22 protein-coding genes are annotated in these 21,584 nt (G+C 67.6%); 9 read left to right on the top strand and 13 right to left on the bottom strand.

The features are described from left to right. Positions 1–545 (top strand): aspartyl/glutamyl-tRNA amidotransferase subunit B (gatB, locus tag B7Z66_13220; protein ID OYV75382.1); only part of this gene is annotated, 545 nt, incomplete at its 5' end. Between the two features lie 158 nt (positions 546–703). Here gatB and B7Z66_13215 read toward each other — a convergent pair. The 5 genes from B7Z66_13215 to B7Z66_13195 form a co-directional block, all read right to left on the bottom strand. Further along, positions 704–1,099, bottom strand: a complete 396-nt coding sequence (locus B7Z66_13215; GenBank protein OYV75386.1) for a hypothetical protein — start codon at positions 1,097–1,099, stop codon at positions 704–706. Then, positions 1,099–1,848 (bottom strand): hypothetical protein, encoded by a 750-nt coding sequence (locus B7Z66_13210; GenBank protein ID OYV75385.1) that lies wholly within the window; start codon positions 1,846–1,848, stop codon positions 1,099–1,101. Before B7Z66_13210 ends, B7Z66_13215 begins: the two co-directional genes overlap by 1 nt. Before the next feature lie 90 nt (positions 1,849–1,938). Continuing rightward, the gene (locus B7Z66_13205; protein OYV75384.1) at positions 1,939–2,838 is read right to left on the bottom strand and encodes a protein-(glutamine-N5) methyltransferase, release factor-specific; all 900 of its coding nucleotides are present in this window, start codon (positions 2,836–2,838) and stop codon (positions 1,939–1,941) included. Between the two features lie 46 nt (positions 2,839–2,884). Next, on the bottom strand, positions 2,885–3,967 hold the full coding sequence (locus tag B7Z66_13200; GenBank protein ID OYV75381.1) for a peptide chain release factor 1: 1,083 nt from the start codon (positions 3,965–3,967) through the stop codon (positions 2,885–2,887). A gap of 4 nt (positions 3,968–3,971) precedes the next feature. Then, on the bottom strand, positions 3,972–5,234 hold the full coding sequence (locus tag B7Z66_13195) for a glutamyl-tRNA reductase (GenBank protein ID OYV75380.1): 1,263 nt from the start codon (positions 5,232–5,234) through the stop codon (positions 3,972–3,974). Positions 5,235–5,408: 174 nt separating this feature from the next. On the opposite strand from B7Z66_13195, the gene B7Z66_13190 reads away from it, so the two are divergent. Together B7Z66_13190 and B7Z66_13185 are read left to right on the top strand one after the other, a co-directional pair. Beyond that, positions 5,409–7,148, top strand: a complete 1,740-nt coding sequence (locus B7Z66_13190) for a hypothetical protein (protein OYV75379.1) — start codon at positions 5,409–5,411, stop codon at positions 7,146–7,148. Then, complete coding sequence (locus B7Z66_13185) at positions 7,040–7,750, top strand: outer membrane lipoprotein LolB (GenBank protein OYV75378.1); 711 nt, start codon at positions 7,040–7,042, stop codon at positions 7,748–7,750. The genes B7Z66_13190 and B7Z66_13185 overlap by 109 nt, the downstream gene beginning before the upstream one ends. 16 nt (positions 7,751–7,766) lie before the next feature. Here the strand turns inward: B7Z66_13185 and B7Z66_13180 are convergent, their stop codons facing one another. The 8 genes from B7Z66_13180 to B7Z66_13145 form a co-directional block, all read right to left on the bottom strand. Next, entirely contained in the window at positions 7,767–8,663 is an 897-nt protein-coding gene (locus B7Z66_13180; GenBank protein ID OYV75377.1) for a 4-hydroxybenzoate polyprenyltransferase, read from the bottom strand. Beyond that, complete coding sequence (locus B7Z66_13175; protein OYV75376.1) at positions 8,641–9,468, bottom strand: hypothetical protein; 828 nt, start codon at positions 9,466–9,468, stop codon at positions 8,641–8,643. The genes B7Z66_13180 and B7Z66_13175 overlap by 23 nt, the downstream gene beginning before the upstream one ends. Beyond that, complete coding sequence (locus tag B7Z66_13170; GenBank protein ID OYV75383.1) at positions 9,469–11,586, bottom strand: ATP-dependent DNA helicase RecG; 2,118 nt, start codon at positions 11,584–11,586, stop codon at positions 9,469–9,471. Between the two features lie 36 nt (positions 11,587–11,622). Beyond that, positions 11,623–12,009 carry a reactive intermediate/imine deaminase gene (locus B7Z66_13165; protein ID OYV75375.1) on the bottom strand — a complete coding sequence of 129 codons (387 nt, stop codon included), beginning with the start codon at positions 12,007–12,009 and terminating at the stop codon, positions 11,623–11,625. A gap of 71 nt (positions 12,010–12,080) precedes the next feature. Then, positions 12,081–14,249, bottom strand: a complete 2,169-nt coding sequence (locus tag B7Z66_13160) for a bifunctional GTP diphosphokinase/guanosine-3',5'-bis(diphosphate) 3'-diphosphatase (GenBank protein ID OYV75374.1) — start codon at positions 14,247–14,249, stop codon at positions 12,081–12,083. Between the two features lie 159 nt (positions 14,250–14,408). Next, positions 14,409–14,810, bottom strand: a complete 402-nt coding sequence (locus tag B7Z66_13155) for a DNA-directed RNA polymerase subunit omega (protein OYV75373.1) — start codon at positions 14,808–14,810, stop codon at positions 14,409–14,411. Positions 14,811–14,873: 63 nt separating this feature from the next. Further along, the gene (locus B7Z66_13150; protein OYV75372.1) at positions 14,874–15,545 is read right to left on the bottom strand and encodes a guanylate kinase; all 672 of its coding nucleotides are present in this window, start codon (positions 15,543–15,545) and stop codon (positions 14,874–14,876) included. Between the two features lie 66 nt (positions 15,546–15,611). Beyond that, positions 15,612–16,478, bottom strand: coding sequence for a YicC family protein (locus tag B7Z66_13145; GenBank protein ID OYV75371.1), 867 nt, complete (start codon positions 16,476–16,478; stop codon positions 15,612–15,614). A 48-nt stretch (positions 16,479–16,526) separates the two neighbouring features. Here B7Z66_13145 and B7Z66_13140 point away from each other — a divergent pair, with 48 nt between their 5' ends. The 6 genes from B7Z66_13140 (at position 16,527) to B7Z66_13115 (ending at position 21,257) form a co-directional block, all read left to right on the top strand. Continuing rightward, entirely contained in the window at positions 16,527–17,384 is an 858-nt protein-coding gene (locus B7Z66_13140) for a hypothetical protein (GenBank protein ID OYV75370.1), read from the top strand. Positions 17,385–17,459: 75 nt separating this feature from the next. Then, positions 17,460–18,179, top strand: a complete 720-nt coding sequence (locus tag B7Z66_13135) for a ribonuclease PH (GenBank protein ID OYV75369.1) — start codon at positions 17,460–17,462, stop codon at positions 18,177–18,179. Between the two features lie 19 nt (positions 18,180–18,198). Next, the gene (locus B7Z66_13130) at positions 18,199–18,819 is read left to right on the top strand and encodes a non-canonical purine NTP pyrophosphatase, RdgB/HAM1 family (GenBank protein ID OYV75368.1); all 621 of its coding nucleotides are present in this window, start codon (positions 18,199–18,201) and stop codon (positions 18,817–18,819) included. A gap of 10 nt (positions 18,820–18,829) precedes the next feature. Further along, positions 18,830–19,834: a hypothetical protein gene (locus B7Z66_13125; protein OYV75367.1), complete on the top strand. Its 1,005-nt coding sequence runs from the start codon at positions 18,830–18,832 to the stop codon at positions 19,832–19,834. A gap of 69 nt (positions 19,835–19,903) precedes the next feature. After that, on the top strand, positions 19,904–21,091 hold the full coding sequence (locus B7Z66_13120) for a YggW family oxidoreductase (protein ID OYV75366.1): 1,188 nt from the start codon (positions 19,904–19,906) through the stop codon (positions 21,089–21,091). Then, on the top strand, positions 21,069–21,257 hold the full coding sequence (locus tag B7Z66_13115) for a restriction endonuclease (protein OYV75365.1): 189 nt from the start codon (positions 21,069–21,071) through the stop codon (positions 21,255–21,257). Before B7Z66_13120 ends, B7Z66_13115 begins: the two co-directional genes overlap by 23 nt. Positions 21,258–21,584: the final 327 nt, after the last annotated feature.

Raw genomic sequence — 21,584 nt, 5'->3', positions numbered from 1 at the left:
TGCCGGACCAGAAGCGCGCGCGGTTCATCACTCAGTACGGCCTGCCCGCCTATGATGCCGGCGTGCTCACCGCGAGCCGCGAACTGGCCGACTACTACGAGGCTACCGTGCAGGCCGCGGGCAGCGATCCCAAGCTCGCCGCCAATTGGGTGATGGGGGATCTGGCCGGTGCCTTGAACAAGGCCGGGCTGGAGATCACCGCCACGCCGGTCAGCGCGGCACGATTGGGCGCCATGCTGCGGCGCATCCTGGACCAGACCATCTCCGGCAAGATCGCCAAGCAGGTCTTCGAGGGCCTGTGGAACGGCGCCGGGGATGCCGATGAGATCATCGAGCAGAGCGGGCTGCGGCAGATCACCGATAGCTGGGCCATCGAACCGATCATTGACCAGGTGTTGGCGGCCAATCCCAAGCAACTGGAACAATACCGCGCGGGCAAGGACAAGCTGTTCGGCTTCTTCGTGGGACAGGTCATGAAGGCCTGCCAGGGCAAGGCCAACCCCGCGCAGCTCAACGAACTGCTCAAAAAGAAGCTCGACGGCTAGGACTCTGTCGGACTTAGGCGATCGTAGCGAGCAAGGTGGGAGAACGGTCCTAAGTCCGACAGACTCCGGGCGCGCGGTTTCCGTCCGTGCGCAGCGGTGGCCACGGCGATAGGCCGGTGCGAATTGCGCGCCCGTGCCGCCGATTCACGGCCGGTCTTTCAGTACCCCTGCGCCGCGCCGGTCCCCGGACCGACCTCCAGGGCGACTTCCTCGGTGAGCCCATCGCGCAGCCGGAACCCGCGCATCTCCAGCACGCCGCGCGTACCCAGGGAGATGATCAGGTGCAGCACGCCGGGGTGCCCGGTGGCGGCGAGTTCGGCGGCGCGTGGCGCGCCGTGCGGGGCGGGATGAGAGTGGTAGACGGCGAACACGCCCTCGTCCCGGGTGTCCGGGGCGTGCAGGGCGCCGGGGCGCGCGCGGCGCTGCGCCGGATAACAGCGGGTAGGTTGCCCGTCCCGGGAACCGATCAGACCCCAGGCGGCGTGGTCGGGGTGCCGCTGGGCCTGTTGCAGCAGCTGGTTGACCAGCGGGCGGGGCAGGGTGACCGGCGCCATCAGCCGCGCGTCCCGCATGCGGGGCAGTCGGGATCACGCGGCACGTCGAGGGTACGCCACTCCCCCACCGCCAAGTCCACCAGCAGCAGGCGGTTTTGCAGGGGCGCCTCCCGGTGCAGCAGCACCTGCAATGCCTCGGCCGCTTGCAGGCTGCCGATGACACCCACCAGGGGCGGGAACACGCCGCTCTCGCTGCAACGTTCCGTTTCCGTTCCGGCCTCCGGGTACAGGCAGCGGTAGCAGGGTCCGCCGCCGCGGTCCGCCCGGAACACCGCGACCTGACCTTCCATGCGGATGGCGGCGCCGGACACCAGCGCGACGGCGGCGCTCAGGCAGGCGGCGTTTACCTCGAACCGGGTCGCGAACTGGTCGCTGGCGTCCACCACCACCTGCGCCTGGCGGACCTGTTCGAGCAGGCCATCGCCGGTTAGGCGTTGGGGCAGGGAGGTGATTTCTACCAGCGGGTTGAGGGCCGCCAGGGCACTGTGTGCCGAGTCCACCTTGAGGTGCCCCACGTCCGTGGTGCGGTGCAGGATCTGGCGCTGCAGATTGGACAACTCCACCCGGTCCGGGTCCGCGATCACCAAGTGCCCCACGCCGGCGGCGGCCAAGTACAGAGCGGCCGGCGAGCCCAGCCCCCCGACGCCGATGATCAGGACCCGGGACGCACGGAGCCGTTCCTGTCCTTCGATCCCCACCTGGGGCAGGAGGATCTGGCGGCTGTACCGCAGTAGTTGATCATCATCCATCGCGGCAGGATCGCGGGGGCGGGTCTCTGCGCCACGCACGGGCGCGGTGCTCATTGGTGTTCCACGATCCTAACCCGGCGTGGGGCGGAATCAAGTCTCGCGGGGCCCGGTCGCGGGTACCCATATGGCGACCGTCACCCGGGGCTGTCCCGCCGCGTCCCAGTGATCCTCGACGTCCTGATAGCCGAGGGTGGCCAGCAGGCGGCAGACCGTGTCGCCCTGGTCGTAACCATGCTCCAACAGCAGGCCGCCGCCGGGCTCCAGGAAATCGCGGGCCTGGGCGGCGATGCGGCGGATCGCGTCCAGGCCGTCGGGGCCCGCGGCCAGTGCGGTGCCGGGCTCGAACGCCACGTCTCCCTGCGCCAAGTGCGGATCCCCGGTGGGTATGTACGGAGGGTTGCTCACCACCAGCCGGTAGCGTGCCCCGGGGGAGAGCGCAGCGCACCAGTCGCCGGTCCGATACTCGATATTGGCGATGCCCAGATGTAGGCCATTCGCGCGTGCGACGGCCAGCACCGTCGCGTCGCGTTCGGTGGCGACCAACCGGGCCCGGGGCCGTTCCCGGGCGATGGCCAGGGCGATGGCGCCGGTTCCAGTGCCCAGGTCCGCGACCAGGGTCGGGGTGTCAGCGGGGATCCGCTCCAGGGCCAGTTCCACCAGATCCTCGGTCTCCGGGCGCGGAATAAGGGTGTCGGGGGTGACCCGCAGGGGCAGGGACCAGAATTCCCGCGTCCCGGTGAGATAGGCCACCGGCTCCCCGGTCAGGCGGCGCGCCACCAGGGCCCGGAAACGTGCGGTTTGGCCGCGTGCGGGGCGCCGTTCAGGATAGGCCCACAGACGGCTGCGTGGGCACCCCAGAACATGAGCCAGCAGCACCTCGCTGTCCAGCCTTGCGGTGGAATGCGCCGGCGCGAGTTGTGCGCAGGCCGCGGCGAGCAGGCCGCCGATGGTGCTGGTGTCGGGAGTCCCGGGGGGATCCGCGTTGCTCATCGCGCCATGCGCCTGCACGGAGCCGCGGCGGTGGCGCCCCACGTCGTCATTCCCCCGTGGCCGCCAACAGGTCCGCCTGGTGTTCACTGATCAACGGGTCGATGATCGGGTCCAGATCCCCTTCCAAAACCCCTTCCAGCTTGTACAGGGTGAGATTGATGCGGTGGTCGGTGATCCGTCCCTGGGGATAGTTGTAGGTGCGGATCCGCTCGGAGCGGTCGCCGGTACCGACCAGCAGCCGGCGGGTCTGGGCCTGCTCCCGTGTCTGGCGCTCCTGTTCCGCGGCCAGCAGCTTGGCCTGCAACAGCGCAAGGGCACGTGCACGATTCTTGTGCTGGGAGCGTTCGTCTTGGCACTCCACCACGATCCCGGTGGGCAGGTGCGTGAGGCGCACCGCGGAATCGGTCTTGTTCACGTGTTGTCCGCCGGCCCCCGAGGCCCGGTAGGTATCCACCCGCAACTCCGCCGGATTGATCGCCACCGCCTCGATCTCCGCCACCTCCGGCAACACCGCCACGGTGCAGGCGGAGGTATGAATGCGCCCCTGGGATTCGGTCTCGGGTACCCGCTGCACCCGGTGCACGCCGGACTCGAACTTCAAGCGTGAATAGGCGCCCTGTCCCGCGACTCGCAGGATCACCTCCTTGTAGCCACCGTGTTCCCCGCCATGCTCATTGATGACCTCTACCTGCCAGCGCCGCTGCTCCGCGTAACGGGAATACATCCGCAGCAGGTTGCCGGCGAACAGGGCGGCCTCATCCCCGCCGGTGCCGGCGCGGATCTCCAGGAACAGGTTGCGTTCATCATGGGGATCCCGGGGTAGTAATAACCGCTTCAGGTCTTCTTCCAACCCGCCGCGCCGTGCCTCGGCGGACTCGCGTTCCTCGAGGGCCAGCGCGCGCACCTCCAGGTCGCGGTCCTTGAGCATCTCACGGGCCGCATCCAGTTCCTGCAGGACCCGCCGATAGTCGCGAAAGGTGCGGATCAACGGGGTGAGCTGGGAGTATTCCCGGGATAGGTCCCGGAAGCGATCCGAATCGGCCACGGTGTCCGCGTTGGAGAGCAGGGCCTCCAGCTCTTCATGACGTTCCACCAGGTGTTCGAGCTTGGCGTAGGTGGATTCCTTCATCGGATCAGGTGTCCGGGTCTTGCAGGTCGAACAGTTCCCGCGCGAGTTCGATCAACTCCGTGCGTCCTTCGCTGCCCGCTTGGCGCAGCCGGATGCTCGGGTGATGGAGCAGCTTGTTGGTAAGGGTATGCGCGAGCAGCTCCATGACCTCGTAGGGATCCTTTCCCAGGGACAGCTGATGACGGGCCTTGACCAACGCCAGCTCCCGGGCGTGCTCGAGTTTGCCGCGGCAGGCACGGATCGTGGCGACCGCGTCCAGCGAACGCAACCATTCCATGAACCGGGTGACTTGGTATTCGATGATCTCCTCCGCTTGTATCGCGGCCTCTTTGCGAGACTGGAGATTTTCCTGGATCACGTCCCTAAGATCGTCTATCGTGTACAGATATACATCCGGAAGTTCCCCCACTTCCGGCTCGATGTCCCGCGGCACCGCGATATCCACCATGAACATGGGACGGTGCTTGCGGACTTTCAGCGCCCGCTCCACGGTGCCCTTGCCGAGGACCGGAAGCGCGCTGGCGGTGGAGGCGAATACGATGTCCGCCTCCGCGATGTGGTTGGGGAGTTCGTGGAGCCCGATGCCGTAGCCGCGGAACTGCGCCGCCAAGCCATGGGCCCGCTCCGGACTGCGGTTGGCTACGATGAGACGCCCGATGTGATTCTCGTGCAGGTGTCGCGCCGCAAGTTCGATGGTCTCGCCGGCACCGATCATCATGGCGGTCCGCTGGGAGAGATCCCCGAAGATCTGTTTCGCGAGGCGGACCGCCGCAAACGCGACGGAGATCGGGCTCGCTCCGATGGCGGTGTCGGTGCGGATCTGTTTCGCCACCGAGAAGGTATGCTGGAACAGCTTGCCCAGCACGGGGCCCACGGTCCCGGCGCGGGCCGCTACCTGATAGGCGTCCTTCATTTGCCCCAAGATCTGGGGCTCCCCCAGAATCATGGAATCCAACCCGGCGGCCACCCGGATCACATGCCCTACCGCCGCGCGTCCGGGGTGGATATAAATGTAGGGCTCGATTTGCCCGCTGGGAAGCTTATGATAGCCACGCAGCCACTCCAGCACGGACGCGCCGTCCGGTCCCTCCAGCCCGCAATACACCTCGGTGCGGTTACAGGTGGAGAGGATGGCGGCCTCGGTGACCCCGGCCACGGAGCGCAGCTGGCGCAGGGCCTGATGGAGGACCTGCTCCTCGAAAACCACCCGTTCCCGGATGTCCACAGGAGCGGTACGGTAGTTGAGCCCCAAAGCGAGCAATGGCATGCCATCAAGTCAAACGGAAAGAAGTCCGAAATGTGGGGGGAGGAATTACCACATCTGTCGCGGAGACGCCATGTCCCAAGATAGCAGAACCGCGCGTAACGGCATAGAAATAGGATGGAGAGGGTGACGATGACGCAGCTTGGCAGATCAACCGGATGCCCGTCGCTGGATGGCGTGCGGGTCCGGACGCACCGGGGACGGGCGGCACTCGCCGTTTTTGGTGCCCTGGCCCTGGCGGGATGCGCCGGGTTGCCCGGGCTCCACCGTGCAGCGGCTCCCACCGCCGCGCCCGCCGCGGCTACACCACCACCGCGCGTCCTGCCGCCCGCCCCCCTCACCGGGCCGCTGCTCTACCACCTGTTGGCTGGCGATATCGCGGCCCAGCGCGGCCGGGCGGACGTGGCGGCAACGCAGTACCTGGACGCCGCCATGGAGACGAAAGATCCGCGGGTCGCCGAGACGGCCGCCCGGATTGCGGGTTTCGCGCACCGGGATGCGGTCGGACTCAAGGCGACGGAGCGCTGGCTCGCCCTGGAGCCGGACAACCTGACGGCCCGGGAGGTGGCGGCGGTGCTGGCGTTGCGTGCCGGCCAGGAACAGGAGGCGTTGGCGCAACTGGACCGGCTCGTCGCGGCCCCCGGCGCTGCGGGGCAACTGGCGTTCGCTCGCGCCGTGGGGGCGCTGGCCGGAGAACCCGACAAGGCACCCGCGATCCGGGTCCTCAAGGCACTGGTGGCGCGTCATCCCGATAACGCGCAGGCGCATTTGGCACTGGGCCGGGTCGCATTCCTGGCCCGTCAATTGGATCTTGCCGGCGCCGAGGCGGACCGCGCACTCGTGCTGCGCAAGGACTGGCCCCAGGCGGCGCTGCTGCGTGCCGAGGTCCGGATCCGCCAGGGAGACACGGATGCAGCGTTCAAGGATTTGGACCATACCGTTGACGTACACCCCGACGACCGGGGTCTGCGCCTTGCGTATGCGCGCCTGTTGTTGCAGGCGGGCCGTCTGCCAGCGGCTACCCGGCAGTTCCGCGTGTTACTCCGCCAGCATCCGGACGATGGCGATGTACTCTATGCCTTGGGGCTGCTCTCGGTGGATGCCGGCCATCTCGACGATGCCCACCGATATATGGAGCGGCTGCTCAAGCTCGGTCAGCGGGCCAACGAGGCCCATTATTACCTGGGCCGCATCGCGGAGTCCCAGAAAGACTACCAGGCGGCGGTAACGGAATATGCCCAGGTGGACCACGGTGAACTGCGGTTCGAGGCCCAGATCCGAATTGCGCAGATCCTGGCGCTGGGGGGCGATGTTCCTGCTGCCCGGCAGCGGCTCGACGATTTGCGCCAACAGTATCCAACCGCTGCGCTGCGCGTGTACCTGGCGGAGGCGCAGATCCTGCGGGAGGTCAAGCGTTATCAGGATGCCATGGCGGTATACAACCACGCCCTCGGCGAATATCCGGACAACAGCGACCTGCTCTATGGCCGGGCGCTGATCGCGGAACACCTCGGTCAGCTGGGCCGTGCGGAGCGGGACCTGACTCTCATCATCGAGCGGGATCCAGCCAACGCCCAAGCCCTCAACGCCCTTGGCTATACCCTGGCGGACCGTACCACCCGCTATCAGGAGGCGCTGGGCTATATCCAGAAGGCCCTCCAACTCAGTCCCGACGACCCGGCGATCCTCGACAGCATGGGATGGGTACAGTACCGCCTGAAGCATTACCCCCAGGCCTTGAGTTACCTGCGGCGCGCCCTGAATGCGAGCGGTGATGCGGAGATCGCGGCGCATCTTGGCGAGGTGCTGTGGGTCAGTGGCGATCATGCCGCGGCGGGCAAGGTCTGGAAGGGTGCCCTGAAGGATCATCCCGACAACGAGGCCCTTCAGAACGTGATGAAGCGCTTTGCTCCGTGAAGCGGTGTGCGTGGCTGATTCTGTGCGTGGGCCTGGGGGCCTGCGCCACCGCACCACCGCCGCTGCGGGGACCCGCACCGGCGCCGGCCACGCATATCACCGCGGTGCAGGCGCTGGTGGATTGGTCGCTGGCCGGGCGCATCGGGATCCAGGCCGGGGATCACGCGTGGACCGCCAGTCTGCGTTGGCGCGAGCAGGGCGCTGCCTATCGGATCCGGTTCGTGGGCCCCCTCGGCCAGGGTTCGGCGCTGTTACGCGGCGGCCCCGGCGGTGTGGAGTTGTCCACTTCCCGTGGGGAGCATTACCAGGCCGCGGACGCCGCGACCCTGTTGGCTGATCACCTGGGCTGGCATTTGCCGGTCCAGGCCCTGGGTTACTGGGTACGTGGCGTTCCGCAACCCGGGCCGGACTACCGCCTGCGGCTCGGTTCCGATGGGCGCATCGCCGGCTTCCGCCAGTCGGGTTGGGACGTGGATGTCGCGGCTTACCGGCGGGTGGCCGGGATCGAACTCCCGACCCGGCTGCGGGCCTACAACGGACGCCTGCAGGTGCGCCTGGCGGTGGAGCAGTGGACGATTCCCGCGGCGGCCATGGTGCGTTGAACGCCGCGGCGGATCTTCAGCGGCTCAGGTAGTCCGCCGCGATGCCTATGAAGACCGTCATCCCCAGCCAGTGATTGTTGAGAAATGCCCGGAAGCATGCTTCCGGGTCGCGGCGACGAATCAGATACTGGTGATACACGGCGAGACCGGCGGCGACCGCGACGCTGGCGTAGTACCAGGCGCCGAGGGAGGCCTGCTGGCCCACCAGCACCAGGTCCACGATCAGCAGCAGCTGCAGCAGACCGACCATCGCCCGGTCCGCCTCCCCGAACAGGATCGCGGTGGATTTCACACCGATCTTGAGATCGTCCTCCCGGTCCACCATGGCATACAGGGTGTCGTAGATCGTGGACCACAGCACGTTGCCCAGGAACAGCAGCCAAGTGATCCGGGGCAGGCCGCCGGTCTGCGCGGCGAACGCCATGGGGATTGCCCAGCCGAACGTCGCCCCCAGATAGATCTGGGGCAGATAGGTATAACGCTTCATGAACGGGTAGGTGACCGCCAGCACGATTCCCACCAGGGAGAGCAGGATGGTCAGGCGATTGGTGAACAGCACCAGGGTAAACCCGGTGACGCACAACACGGCGAACAGGGCCATGGCTTCGCCCACGGATACCCGCCCGGCGGCCAGTGGCCGGTCCCGGGTGCGGCGTACATGGGGATCGTATTCCAGGTCCGCGAAGTCATTGATGATGCACCCGGCGGCGCGCATGACCACGACCCCCAGGACAAAGATCACCACCAGATGAGGTTGCGGATGGCCGGTGCCGGCAATCCATAAAGCCCACAGAGTCGGCCACAGCAGCAGCAGGATGCCGATCGGGCGGTGGAAACGCATCAGCCGCAGATATTGGACCAAGCGCTCCAGCAGGAATGCGGTGTCCAGTTTAGTGCGCATGATGATTCCCATTGCGCCCGCTCAGGGTTCGGGACAGTGGCTCCACCGGCGCCGGCAGGAGGGTCCCGTGCAGGAAGACCTCGGTTACCAGTAGCGCCTTGCCGCCGATCCGGTAGCGCGACCGGCGCCCCCACAACGCGGGCGCCCCGGGCGCCGTCCCGCCGAGGACGTGCTTGAACAGGCGGTGGGGTGGATTGATGCGGGCGAGTTCCACGGAGTCGCGGCGCAGGCTGGGATCCGCGAACAGGACCGCGCCGAGGGGTGTGTTTCCCAACTGGGTCAAACGCCGCGGCCCGCCGTGCAGGGCGCGGGCCGGGATCACCGTGCGGCCAAATACCCACGGGGTGCCGTTGCACAGGAGCTGCACTTGGCGCACAAAGGCGCGCCGCCCCGGGCCGAGGCCCAGGGCACGCGCCTCATCCACCAGTACCGGCGCCCATCCCTGGGTCAGTACCCGCACCGCGAAACCGGTTCCGCACACGCGCTCCAGACGGTGGGTCAGTGAGGAGGTGGGCAGCAGCCATTCCCGCAGTCCCTGGGGAAGGTGGGCGCGCAGCGGCCCTGCCGGCGTGCGCCAGACGGGTTCGTCGGGGAGTTTCAAGTCACTGGTTCCTGATTCCCGGGTCTCAGGGTGGGGGGCCCCGCCGGCCAGGCTCCATGCACCGCCCCCGGCGCGCAAGCGCGATGCATCCGGCGCATAGCGACCGCGCGGGGAACCGGAGCGGCGCGGCGGCGGACGCAGAGTATACCGCATGGGGGTAGCGCTGATGCGGCACCGCTGCCCCGGGGCAGCGCGGTGTATCGCCCGCTCCGCCATTCACACCTCCCCATACTGGACCCCCTCGCGTAACCAGCGGCGGATCAGTGGGATGGCGTGCTTGGGGCAGCGCTCCAGGAGCAGGGCCGCTGCCTGTTCGACTGCCGGTAGCAGGTCCCGGTCGCGCATCAGGTCGGCGATGTGAAACTGGAGCATACCGGTCTGGCGGGTTCCCAGGACCTCGCCGGGGCCGCGCAACTCCAAGTCGCGACGCGCGATCTCAAAGCCGTCGTGGGTCTCGCGCAAGGCGGCCAAGCGTTGGCGTGCGGTCTCTGACAAGGTCCCGTGATACAGGAGTACGCAGCTGCTGTCCTGGCTGCCCCGGCCCACCCGTCCGCGCAGTTGGTGCAGTTGCGACAGGCCCAGGCGTTCAGCGTTCTCGACGATCATGAGGCTGGCGTTGGGCACGTCGACCCCCACCTCGATCACCGTGGTGGCCACCAGCAGGTCCACCGCGCCGGCCTTGAACCCTGCCATGACCTGTTCTTTTTCCCGGTCCTTCATCCGTCCATGGACCAGGGCGATGCGCAGCTCCGGCAGCTGCTCGCCCAGGGTGGCGGCGGTGTCGGCCGCGGCCTGGGCCTGGAGTACCTCTGACTCCTCGATCAGGGTGCAGACCCAATAGGCTTGGCGGCCGGCGCTACAGGCATTGCGTGCCCGTTGGACCACCTCGTCCCGGCGCGCGTCCGGGATCACCACAGTGCGCACCGGCGTGCGTCCCGGCGGCAGCTCGTCGATGACGGAGTGGTCCAGATCGGCGTAGGCGGTCATGGCCAGGGTGCGCGGAATCGGGGTAGCAGTCATGATCAACTGGTGGGGGCACAGTCCGTCCCGGCGTCCCTTCTCCCGCAACGCGAGACGCTGGTGCACCCCGAAGCGGTGTTGCTCGTCAATCACCACCAGCCCCAGGCGCGGGAAGTGCACCGGGTCCTGAAACAGGGCATGGGTGCCCACCACCACTGCCGCGTGCCCGGCACGGATGGTTTCCAGGTGCGCGGCGCGGGCGCGGCTGGTCTGGCGCCCCATCAGCGCGGTCACCGTTACCCCCAGGGGCTCCAACCACGTATGGAAGTTGCGATAGTGCTGTCCCGCCAGCAGCTCGGTGGGCGCCATCACTGCCGCCTGCCAGCCCGACTCTACCGCCTGCAGGCAGGCGAGGGCGGCCACCACGGTCTTGCCGCAGCCCACGTCTCCCTGGACCAGCCGCAGCATCGGCGCGCCTTGCGCCAAATCTTCCAGGACCTGCGCCAGCACCCGTTCCTGGGCGCCGGTGAGGACAAAGGGCAGACGCTCGCGCAGGGCGCGTCCGAGTCTGCCCGCCGCGGCGAGGGCGGGCGCCGGCTGACGGCGTACGTCCTCGCGCAGGCGGCGCAGGCTGAGGTGATGAGCCAACAGTTCCTCGAAGGACAGCCGCCGCTGGGCCGGGTGTAGTCCTGCCTCAAGGGTTGCGCGCGGAGCCTCCGGTGGCGGCCGGTGGACATAGCGGACCGCCGCCGGCAGAGACGGCAGTTTGAACTGGCGCAGTACCTCCGTCGGCAACCATTCCACCAGCGCCGCGGCGCTGCCGGCCATGTGATCCAGGGCCTGATCGGTGAGGTCGCGCAGCCGGATCTGGTGCAGTCCCTCAGTGGTGGGATACACCGGAGTCAGGTGATCCTGCGCCGGGTCCGGGGTGTCCGCGCCGAGCACGTGGTACTCCGGGTGCACCATCTCCAACGTGACCGCGCCGGAGCGCACCTCGCCGTAGCAGCGCACCCGCCGGCCTCGTTCCAGTGCCGCCTGCTGTTGGGCGTTGAAGTGAAAGAAGCGCAGGGTCAGGGCGCCGGTGCCGTCGCTGAGGCGGCACAGCAGCATCCGCCGGCGCCCCCGGGCGAGCTCGGTGAGCACCACCTCGCCGTCCACCACGGCTGAGTCGCCGGGCCGTAGGCCGCCGATGGGCGCCACCCGGGTGCGGTCCTGGTAGCGCAGCGGGAGATGAAACAGCAGGTCCTGCACCGTGTGGATGCCGAGCCGCGCCAGGCGTTCTGCTACCCGTGGCCCGACGCCGCGCAGGGCGGTGACCGGTGTCCCATCAAGGCCCGGCGCGGTGTCGGGTGGGTTCCGATGGCCGGGGTGCAGGGCATTGCGTTCCACGGCGGGCAGGAGCGGCCGCGGTTAGCGGTCGAGTTCCAGCACCGCGTCCATTTCCACGGCGGCGCCCCGGGGCAGCGCAGCGACGCCGACCGCCGCCCGCGCCGGAAACGGTTCCCGGAAATATTCGCTCATCATCTGGTTGACCGCCGGGAAGTGGGACAGGTCGGTCAGGTAGACGTTGAGTTTGGCCACGTCCTGCAGGGTCGCGCCGGCGGCCTCGGCCACTGCCTTCAGGTTGTCCAGTACACGGCGGATCTGCGCCTCCACATCCCCGGCCTCCAGCTCCATGGTCTCCGGCACCAGTGCGATCTGCCCCGACAGGTAGATGGTGGAGCCGCACTTTACCGCCTGCGAGTAGGGCCCGATCGCCCGCGGCGCCCGGTCGGTGTGGATAATCTCTCGTGTCATGGATGTCTGCTCCTGTTCTGCTTGCAGGTTGTGCGGGCCGGCGCCGGTCGGGTTCGGCGGGGTGCCGTGGCTCAGCCGCGGGTGCGCACGATGCGCATCACCGAGTCCATGGCACGGATACGGCGCATGATGCGTGCCAGATGGCGGCGGTCGCGCACATCGATCACCAGGGTCATCATGCTGGTCATGCCGTCGCGTTCCTCCAGTCTTACGTTCTCGATATTCGAGCCCATCTCCGCGACCACGGCGGCGATGGTGGCCAGCACGCCGCGTTGGTTGGCCACGTCCACCCGCACCTCCACCGGGAACTCCCCTTCCGTGGCCCGCTCCCATTCCACATCGATCCACTTTTCGGGGCGTTTGCGGAACTCCGCCACGTTCTTGCAAGTTCCGGTATGGACCACGATGCCGCGTCCGGCGCTCAGGAAGCCGAGGATCGAGTCTCCAGGGATCGGATGACAGCACTTCGGGAAGGTGATCACCATACCCTCCGAGCCCTTGATGGCCAGGGGGTGGGGGTGCGCTTCCGGTACGCTGCCCACCGCGTCCCCCGGGGTCAGGCGGCGCGCCACCAGGGAGGAGATCCGGTTACCGAGCCCGATGTCTGCCAGCAGGTCGTCCAGGGTCTTCAGGTTGAACTCTGCCAGCAGTGCCTGTAGTGCCGCCTCCGGGAGGTCGTCGACCGACATCTGGAAACCGGCCAGTGCCCAATCCAGCAGCCGGCGGCCCAACTGCACCGCCTCCTGGTGCTGGAGGTTCTTTAGATAATTACGGATGTTGGAACGTGCCTTGCCGGTGGTCACGAAATTGAGCCACGCGGGGTTCGGCCGCGCCCCGGGGGCGGTGATGATTTCCACAGTCTGGCCGTTGGACAGCTGCGTGCGCAGTGGTGCGAGGCGCCGGTCGATCTTTACCGCCACACAGCGCTTGCCCACGTCGGTATGCACCGCGTAGGCGAAGTCCACCGCTGTAGCATTGCGCGGCAGCTTCAGGATTTCCCCCTTGGGCGTGAACACATAGACCTCGTCCGGGAACAGATCGATCTTCACGTGTTCCAGGAATTCCAGAGAATTCCCCGCGTTCTTCTGGAGTTCCAGCACGCCGTGCAGCCACTCCCGAGCGCGCATCTGCGGGGTGCCCCGTTGGTCGCCGGTCTTGTACAGCCAGTGGGCGGCGATCCCGGATTCAGCGGCTTTGTCCATGTCTTCGGTGCGGATCTGAATCTCGATGGGCACGCCGTAGGGTCCGAACAGCACCGTGTGCAGGGACTGGTAGCCGTTGGACTTCGGTATCGCGATGTAGTCCTTGAAACGCCCCGGCACCGGTTTGTACAGATTGTGCATCGTCCCCAGCGCCCGGTAACAGGTGTCGACCGTATCGACGATGATCCGAAACGCGTAGACGTCAAATACCTCGTTGAAGGGCAGTGCTTTGTTGCGCATCTTTTGGTAGATGCTGTAGAGGTGTTTCTCGCGCCCTGCCACGCGGCCGGGGAGGTCCTCCTGGCGTATGCGGCGTTTGATGGCGGTTTCGATCTTGCGCAAGACCTCTTTGCGGTTGCCGCGTGCCTTGCGCACCGCCTCGCTGAGGATCCGGTGGCGCACGGGATAGAGCGCGGCAAAACCCAGGTTCTCCAACTCGACGCGCAGGGTATTCATCCCCAGGCGGTTGGCGATGGGGGCGTAGATATCCAGGGTCTCCCGGGCGATGGCGCGGCGCCGGTCGGGGTTCAACGCCCACAAGGTACGCATGTTGTGCAGCCGGTCGGCGAGCTTGATGAGAATGACCCGAATGTCTTTGACCATGGCCAGGAGCATCTTGCGGAAGTTCTCCGCCTGGGCCTCGGCCTGAGACTGGAACTCGATCTGGGCCAGCTTGCTGACGCCATCCACCAGTTCCGCTACTTCCTCGCCGAATTCCCGGGCGAGTTGTCCCTTCAGAGTCTGGGTGTCCTCGATGACGTCGTGCAATACGGCCGCCATGACGCTCTGGTGGTCCATGCGCATCTCGGCCAGGATCTTGGCCACTGCGAGGGGGTGAAAGATGTAGGGTTCACCGCTGCGCCGCTTCTGGCCTTCGTGGGCCTCGGCGCCGAATAGGTACGCGGTGTAGACGTCCTTGACCTGATCCGGCTCCAGATAGCCGTCCAGGATGTCGCACAGATCGCTGATCAGAAACCGCGGCGTTGCATCGACCGGGGGGTCGGCTTGGGAGTTGGCCAGGGTAGGAGACTTGGACATCGCGCAGGGTCCGGAGTCAGGGCGCCCCCGGGCGCCGACCGGGGGCGTGATCGGGTCTGGTCGACCCATCATAGGCCAACTGTCCAGGCCCCGGAAGCGGCGTTACTCGGGACCGCGGAGCAGGTGCTGGAGAGGGTGGCGCGATCCGCGCCTCCGGGATCAGAGGTCGTCTGGTCCGGCGTCACTCGCAGGCGGACTTGCGCCGCTAGCGGCTTCGGGGTCGGCAGGCAGGACATCCCCGGCGGCGTCCGCCGGGATGGCATCCTCCTCGTCCACCGTGGCGGTAAGGGGTGCCTCGAGCGCGTCTGCCTGCTGAAGCAGTTCCGCAAGTTCGTCTTCAGGCGTTTCGACGGGGATCTTGCCGACTTCGTCCACGTTGGCAGCAGTGATCTCGCCAGCGGCGATCTCTCGCAGCGCAACCACCGTAGGCTTGTCGTTCTCCCACTCCACCAGGGCGTCGGCGCCGCGCGCGAGCTGGCGCGCGCGTTTGGTGCTCACCAGCACCAGTTGGAAGCGGTTGTCGACCTTGTCGAGACAGTCTTCTACGGTGACGCGGGCCATATGCCTGCTCCTGATAGATCCAGCCCCCGAAAGGGACTCGAGACTATAGCGAAAAAACACCTGTTACGCCAGTAGCTCCCGGATCAGCGCGTCCCAGCGCGGGGCTTGGTGCGCGTGGCCCAGACGGTGGGCGCGAAAGATGGACTGCAGGTCCTGGAGCGCGCGCTGGAACTCGTCGTTGATGACCAGATAATCGTATTCGCTGTGGTGCGACATCTCGCGTACCGCGTCGCGCATCCGTCGCTGGATCACCACGTCGCTGTCCTGGCGCCGGGCGCGCAGCCGCTGTTCCAGGGTCTGCCGGGAAGGCGGTAGGATGAAGACGCCTACGGTGTCCGGTAAGGTGGCGCGCACCTGTCGCGCGCCCTGCCAGTCGATTTCCAGGATCACGTCAGTCCCGCGGTCGAGCTGCGCGAGGACATGGTCCCGGGAGGTGCCGTAGCGATGGTCGAACACCGTGGCATGCTCCAGGAATTGGCCCCCAGCCTCCATGGCCGCGAAGGTCTCCGGATCCACGAAGTGATAGTGTACCCCGTCCTGTTCCCCCGGGCGCGGCGCACGCGTGGTGTGGGATATCGACACTGCCAGTTCCGGGCCGGCGTCCGTGAGGGCCTTGAGCAGACTGGTCTTGCCGGCGCCCGACGGCGCCGAGACGATGTAGAGGGTGCCGCGCGCCGGTGCGGCGTGGGGATGGTGAGGATTCACTACGTCTGTTTCCGTCGAAGGAGTCGGCATCGAGGGCCACGGCCATGTTCCGCCACCCGCCGGTGCGTTGTGCCAGCCCTGCCGTACGTTGCCATCTTATTCGATATTCTGAATCTGTTCCCGCATCTGTTCGATCAGGACCTTCATCTCTACGCTCGCCCGGGTGACCTCCCCGTCCACCGACTTGGACGCCAGGGTATTGGCCTCCCGGTTCAACTCCTGCATCAGGAAGTCCAGCCGCCGGCCCACCGCCTCATCCTGTGCCAACACCCGCCGGACCTCGCCCAAGTGCATGGCAAGCCGGTCCAGTTCCTCGTCCACATCCATGCGCTGGCCCACTAGGGCCACTTCCTGTTCCAGCCGGCCGGCATCCACGCCCACATCCAGTTCCGCCAGACGTTTGTGCAGCCGTTGCCGGTAGCCCTCCAGTACTGCGGGCAGGTTCTGGCGTACCACCGGCAGAAATGCCTCCAAGGCGTCGCAACGTTGAAGGACGACGTCGCGCAGCTGGGCCCCTTCCCGCGCGCGTGATTTCACCAGATCCTCCAGGGTTTCCTGCAGCAATGCCAGGGCATGCGCATGGAGCGGTTCCAAGTCCGGACGCGTTACCTGCAATACCCCGGGCCAGCGCAGGATGTCCAGGGAGTTCACCGCCGCCGAGTTGAACAGCAGTCCATCCACCTCGCGACTGATCTGCACCAGGCGTGCCGCCAGTTCGTGGTCCACGGACAGTGCCGGGCGCATCTCCGGGGCCGGTTCGAAGCGCAGGGTCGCATCCAATTTGCCCCGTCGCAAGGCGCTTTTCACCGCATCCCGAGCTTGGTTCTCCAGCCCACGGAATTCGTCGGGGATGCGCAGGGACATTTCCAGGTAGCGGTGGTTCACGCTGCGTAACTCCCAGGCCAGCAGCCCGGCTTTTTCCTGCCGTTCACACCGCGCGTACGCCGTCATACTGCAGATCATGCGGGCCTCTTATCGGGAACCGCGGGCATACCGGCCCGTGAGCGGCCAATGGTAAGCTTTCTCCCCGGCGCAGGGAAATGGCGCGGAACGTGCCGGATCGTGAACGCCGCGGGGCTGCACGAGCGCGGGAGTATGCGGGCGGCAAGCGCCCGCGGAACAGCCGGTGACCGCATGACGGACTATGACATCGCCCATGTAAGCTTGCGCGGGGATCGGGGCCAGAATCAGGACCGGCTGGGATGGCGGGTCCGCGATCAGAATCTGCTGATGGTGCTGGCGGACGGCATGGGTGGTCACCCCCGGGGGGAACTGGCGGCGGCGGCGGCGGTGCAGTGCGTGATGCGGATGTTCCAGGACGCGGCGCCGTCGCGCGCGGGCTCCGCAGGGTTCTTGCACGATGCCCTGCTTGAGGCCCACTCCGAGGTGGTGGCGCAGGGCCGCGCCGTGTCCCCGCCGGTGGCGCCGCATACCACATGCATCGCGGCGCGCGTCGCGCGCGGCGGGGTGGACTGGGCCTACGTGGGCGACAGCCGCCTTTATCTGCTGCGCAACGACGGCACGTGGTTGCGCACCCGGGACCACAACGCCGCCGAGGAACTCTACCAGCTCGGCTCCATCAGTGCTGAGGAACGGCGCCATCACCCACTGCGCCACCAAGTGACCCGCGCCCTGGGCGGGGACCAGACGCCCACGCCGGAATCGGGTTCAGGCCCCGGCCTGGCGCCCGGCGACTTGCTACTGCTGTGCTCCGATGGCCTGCTCGCATTGCCGGAATCCCGGATCCTGGCGGGTCTGCGAGACACCGCGCCGCTCGGGGGAATCCTGCCGGCTCTGGGCGCGGAGGCGGTGCGCGCGGCGCATCCCCACAGCGACAACGTGAGTGTCCTGGCGCTGCGGTGGCGGTAGGGATAGGGCGGCCCCGCCCCTGCGCTGGCTGGGGTATACTGTGCGCCCGTTTGACTGGCCCGCCGAGGAGAATCCATGCGCCCGAGTGGTCGAGCCACCGACGAACTGCGCGCCGTGCGCCTTACCCGCCATTACACCCGGCATGCGGAAGGTTCGGTGCTGGTGGAATTTGGCGATACCCGGGTGCTGTGCACCGCCAGTGTGGCGGAGCGGGTGCCGCCGTTCCTGCGTGGCCGGGGCAAGGGCTGGGTAACCGCGGAGTACGGGATGTTGCCCCGGGCCACCGGCGAGCGCACGGCGCGGGAAGCGGCGCGCGGTCGCCAGGGTGGTCGTACCCAGGAGATCCAGCGGCTCATCGGGCGCGCACTGCGGGCGGTGGTGGACTTGGAGGCCCTCGGGGAGCGCAGCATCACCCTGGATTGCGACGTGATCCAGGCGGACGGCGGGACCCGGACCGCCGCCATCACCGGCGCCTATGTAGCGCTGGTGGATGCCGCCGAACATCTGGTCCGCGCCGGACGCCTCACCCGCAGTCCGATCCACGGGATGGTGGCATCCGTGTCGGTGGGTATCCATCAGGGGCTCCCGGTACTGGACCTGGATTATGCCGAGGATTGCCAGGCGGAGACCGACATGAACGTGGTGATGAACGACGCTGGGGCCTTCGTGGAGATCCAGGGCACCGCCGAGGGTCACGCCTTCCGCATGGAGGAGCTGCTGGCGATGTTGGAACTTGCCCGCACCGGTACCCGGAGCGTGCTGGAGCGCCAGCGGGAAGCGCTGGCACAGGGCTAAGCCCCCCGGCCCGCGTCCCATGTCCACCCTGATTCTCGCCAGCAACAATCCCGGCAAGGTTCGGGAATTCAACGAGCTCTTGTCCGGACGTGCGCTGACCGTTGTGCCCCAATCCGAGTTCGGGGTACCGGAAGCGGAGGAGACCGGTCTTAGCTTCGTCGAGAACGCGATCCTCAAGGCACGCCACGCGGCGCGCCACACCGGTTTGGCGGCCATCGCCGACGACTCGGGGCTGGAGGTGGATGCCCTGGGCGGTGCCCCGGGGATCTATTCGGCGCGCTATGCCGGGGCCCGCGCCGGGGACCGTGAGAACCTGGACAAACTGCTGATGGACTTGGCAGAGGTGGCCGAACCGCGCCGCAGCGCGCGGTTCCAATGCCTGATGGTGTATCTACGCTGCGCAGATGATCCGACGCCGCTGATCTGTCAGGGGACCTGGGAGGGAAGCATCCTGACGGCCCCTGTGGGGGACAACGGTTTTGGCTATGACCCGGTGTTCTGGGTCCCCGACCGGGGTTGCTCCGCCGCCCAGTTGCCGGCGGAGGTGAAGAACCGGATGAGCCATCGCGGCCAGGCCCTGCGCCAGTTGGTGCGCGCCCTCGACCTCGGGTCGCGGGCGGTCAACGCCCCTAGCGAATAGGCGGTCTACGATGGAACTTTCCCTGGATCCCCAGCGCTTCGCCGCGTTTCGGCGTGCCTGCACGCGCGGCCTGCCGGGGGCGTGCATCCGGGTTGGGAGCCGATGGTCACGGATCTGGACGATCGGAAACCTTGGATCCCGGATCCTCGTAGCACTCTGGCTGGCACTGGCGGGCGCATCGGCCCAGGCCGCGGATCCCGCGGCGGCGGATCTGCCGGCGATCCGCAGCGGCGCCCACCACGACAACACCGGTGCCGAGTTGCTGCTCGGCCTGGGGTATCTCGAAGGCCGCTACGGACTCACCCGTAACCCAGTCCGTGCGGTCTATTGGTTACGGCGGGCGGCCCGCGATGGGCATCCCTACGCGCAGTTGGAGCTGGGCAAGCTCTATGCTCAGGGTGAAGGGGTGGCCCGCGATCCGGCCCACGCGGTCTACTGGTGGCGGCGCAGCGCCCGGAGCGGCAACCGTGAGGCCCAACGGCGGCTTGGTGAGGCCCTGTTGAAGGGGTACGGGGTGAGCCGGGATCCCAAGGAGGCCGCGCAGTGGTTGACCCGCGCCGCGGAACAGGGGGATCGGGACGCCCAGTATGAGATCGGGAAGATGTACCGGGACGGCTACGGAGTGCCCGAGAACCTGGAGCGGGGGAGCACTTGGCTGAGTCGGGCCGCGGCTCAGGGACAGTCCGACGCGGTGAAACTCCTGCACCTCATGGAGGAGCTGGGCCAGGACAGCAGCCTGACCTTCCAGCAGTCCGCCGAGGTATTGACCCGTCACGCAAAGGCTGGGGATCCCGCCGCCCAGTATGAACTCGGACTGCGTTACGAGAGCGGCGCGTGGGACGTGCCCAGGAATGCCGACAAGGCCCTGTACTGGCTGCGGGCGTCTGCGCGCAACGGGAACCGCCACGCCATGACCGCTCTGGCCCACATCTACGACCGGGGGCTACTCGGTGTGAAGGCCGACCCGCGCTTAGCGGCGTACTGGCGCGCCCAGGCCGGTGCCGCCCCGCGCTGACGTACGACCCCTCGCCCTCACCGCGCTGGTACACTCGGGGGAGTTTCCTAATCCGAGCCTGCGCACCCGATGCCGCGACCCGCGCTCCCACCCCTGGCGCTCTACGTGCACCTGCCCTGGTGCGTGCGCAAGTGCCCTTATTGTGACTTCAACTCGCACGAAGTTCGGGGCGCGCTCCCGGAGGCCGCCTACGTGGACGCCCTGTTGGCGGATTTGGACCAGGAGGCGGCGGCAGTGGCGGGCCGATCACTGGTCAGCGTGTTCATCGGCGGCGGTACGCCGAGCCTGTTTTCCGCCGCCGCGGTGAACCGGCTGCTGGAAGGCGTGGTGGCACGCCTGCCCGGTGCCGGTGAAATCGAGGTCACCCTGGAGGCGAACCCGGGAACCGTGGAACACGGACGCTTTGCGGAGCTGCGGGCGGCCGGTGTGAACCGTCTGTCGATCGGGGTCCAGAGCTTTCAGTCCCGGCTCTTGCCGGCGCTGGGCCGTATCCACGGGCGCGCCGAGGCCCTCGCCGCCGTGGAGGAGGCCCACCGCGCTGGCTTCGACAATTTCAACCTGGATCTTATGTACGGGTTGCCGGGCCAGCGACTCGAAGAGGCCCAGGACGACGTGCGCACCGCTTGCGCCCTGTCTCCCACCCATATTTCCCTGTACCAGCTTACGCTGGAGCCCAACACCCGCTTTCATCGATATCCGCCAGCGTTACCCGGAGACGACTCCGTGTGGACGATGCAACGGTCCGGTCAGATGCAACTGGCGGAGGCCGGCTTCCCGCAGTACGAGGTTTCCGCCTACGCCCGACCGGGACGGCGCTGCCGTCACAACGTCAATTACTGGGAGTTCGGGGACTATATCGGGATCGGGGCCGGCGCCCACGGCAAGCGCACGGAGCTGCCGGACTGGACCGTGAACCGGCGCTGGAAGCCGCGTCAGCCCCGCGACTACTTATCCCGGGCCGCGGACGGCGAGCCCTTGGCGGAGGAACGGCGTTTGGATTCCGGCGACCTGATTCTGGAGTTCATGATGAATGCCCTGCGCCTGACCGGGGGATTCCCGGCGGCCTTGTTCGAGGCCCGCACCGGCCTGCCGTTTGCGGCGGTGGCGGGGCCCTTGGCGGGGGCCGCCGCGGCCGGGTTGGTGGCGGTGGGGCCCGAACGGGTGACACCCACGGAGCAGGGCCGGCGGTTCCTCAATGATTTGCTGATGTTCTTCATGCCCCGGGAGGATTCCGTTGATCGAACCAGTGCGGGTTGAGTGTCCCTACTGCGGGGCGCCGTTCGAAACCCTGGCGGACTGCAGTGCCGGCGGCCAGTGTTACGTGGAGGATTGTCCCGTGTGCTGCCGCCCCATCGAATTCACGCTCACGGTGGATTGGGACGGCGGATTCGCGGGCTTGGCCGCACGTCGGGACGACGAATGAATATTGGTCGGTCGCCGGTGCAAACCACGGTCGGGACGCACTGCCGAGCGTGGACGCGGCTGGCCCGTGGGTGCGCCACCGGGATCCTGGGGGGGGGAGGGCGACCCCGCCCGGACGCGTGGTGTGCCGAATTATCGAGGTTCGCCTGGCGCGCTGTCGGTTGCGGGACTCTCTGGGTCAGGGGCCTGACCCGCTGCGCGCATGCCGGCGCCAGCGCCAACATCCCGGCAGCGCTGGGCGTGTCCCTGGCCTGGTTTATGCACAGCTCCGGTGCGGGTTGGGCTGTGGAGGTGTCATTAGCCGCAAGAATTGGCCTTTCAGTGCGGT

This window comes from Chromatiales bacterium 21-64-14 (assembly GCA_002255365.1).
In the GTDB taxonomy this organism is placed as follows: Bacteria; Pseudomonadota; Gammaproteobacteria; order 21-64-14; family 21-64-14; genus 21-64-14.
Note: the sequence above shows the minus strand (reverse complement) of the source record. Positions and strands in the feature narration are given on the sequence as shown.

Excerpts from the sequence above, each read along its gene's own strand:
- B7Z66_13215 (OYV75386.1), bottom strand. The coding sequence starts at position 1,099 with ATGGCGCCGGTCACCCTGCCCCGCCCGCTGGTCAACCAGCTGCTGCAA.
- B7Z66_13210 (OYV75385.1), bottom strand. The coding sequence starts at position 1,848 with ATGGATGATGATCAACTACTGCGGTACAGCCGCCAGATCCTCCTGCCC.
- B7Z66_13205 (OYV75384.1), bottom strand. The coding sequence starts at position 2,838 with ATGAGCAACGCGGATCCCCCCGGGACTCCCGACACCAGCACCATCGGC.
- B7Z66_13200 (OYV75381.1), bottom strand. The coding sequence starts at position 3,967 with ATGAAGGAATCCACCTACGCCAAGCTCGAACACCTGGTGGAACGTCAT.
- B7Z66_13195 (OYV75380.1), bottom strand. The coding sequence starts at position 5,234 with ATGCCATTGCTCGCTTTGGGGCTCAACTACCGTACCGCTCCTGTGGAC.
- B7Z66_13180 (OYV75377.1), bottom strand. The coding sequence starts at position 8,663 with ATGGGAATCATCATGCGCACTAAACTGGACACCGCATTCCTGCTGGAG.
- B7Z66_13175 (OYV75376.1), bottom strand. The coding sequence starts at position 9,468 with ATGGCGGAGCGGGCGATACACCGCGCTGCCCCGGGGCAGCGGTGCCGC.
- B7Z66_13165 (OYV75375.1), bottom strand. The coding sequence starts at position 12,009 with ATGACACGAGAGATTATCCACACCGACCGGGCGCCGCGGGCGATCGGG.
- B7Z66_13160 (OYV75374.1), bottom strand. The coding sequence starts at position 14,249 with ATGTCCAAGTCTCCTACCCTGGCCAACTCCCAAGCCGACCCCCCGGTC.
- B7Z66_13155 (OYV75373.1), bottom strand. The coding sequence starts at position 14,810 with ATGGCCCGCGTCACCGTAGAAGACTGTCTCGACAAGGTCGACAACCGC.
- B7Z66_13150 (OYV75372.1), bottom strand. The coding sequence starts at position 15,545 with ATGCCGACTCCTTCGACGGAAACAGACGTAGTGAATCCTCACCATCCC.
- B7Z66_13145 (OYV75371.1), bottom strand. The coding sequence starts at position 16,478 with ATGATCTGCAGTATGACGGCGTACGCGCGGTGTGAACGGCAGGAAAAA.
- B7Z66_13140 (OYV75370.1), top strand. The coding sequence starts at position 16,527 with ATGGTAAGCTTTCTCCCCGGCGCAGGGAAATGGCGCGGAACGTGCCGG.
- B7Z66_13135 (OYV75369.1), top strand. The coding sequence starts at position 17,460 with ATGCGCCCGAGTGGTCGAGCCACCGACGAACTGCGCGCCGTGCGCCTT.
- B7Z66_13130 (OYV75368.1), top strand. The coding sequence starts at position 18,199 with ATGTCCACCCTGATTCTCGCCAGCAACAATCCCGGCAAGGTTCGGGAA.
- B7Z66_13125 (OYV75367.1), top strand. The coding sequence starts at position 18,830 with ATGGAACTTTCCCTGGATCCCCAGCGCTTCGCCGCGTTTCGGCGTGCC.
- B7Z66_13120 (OYV75366.1), top strand. The coding sequence starts at position 19,904 with ATGCCGCGACCCGCGCTCCCACCCCTGGCGCTCTACGTGCACCTGCCC.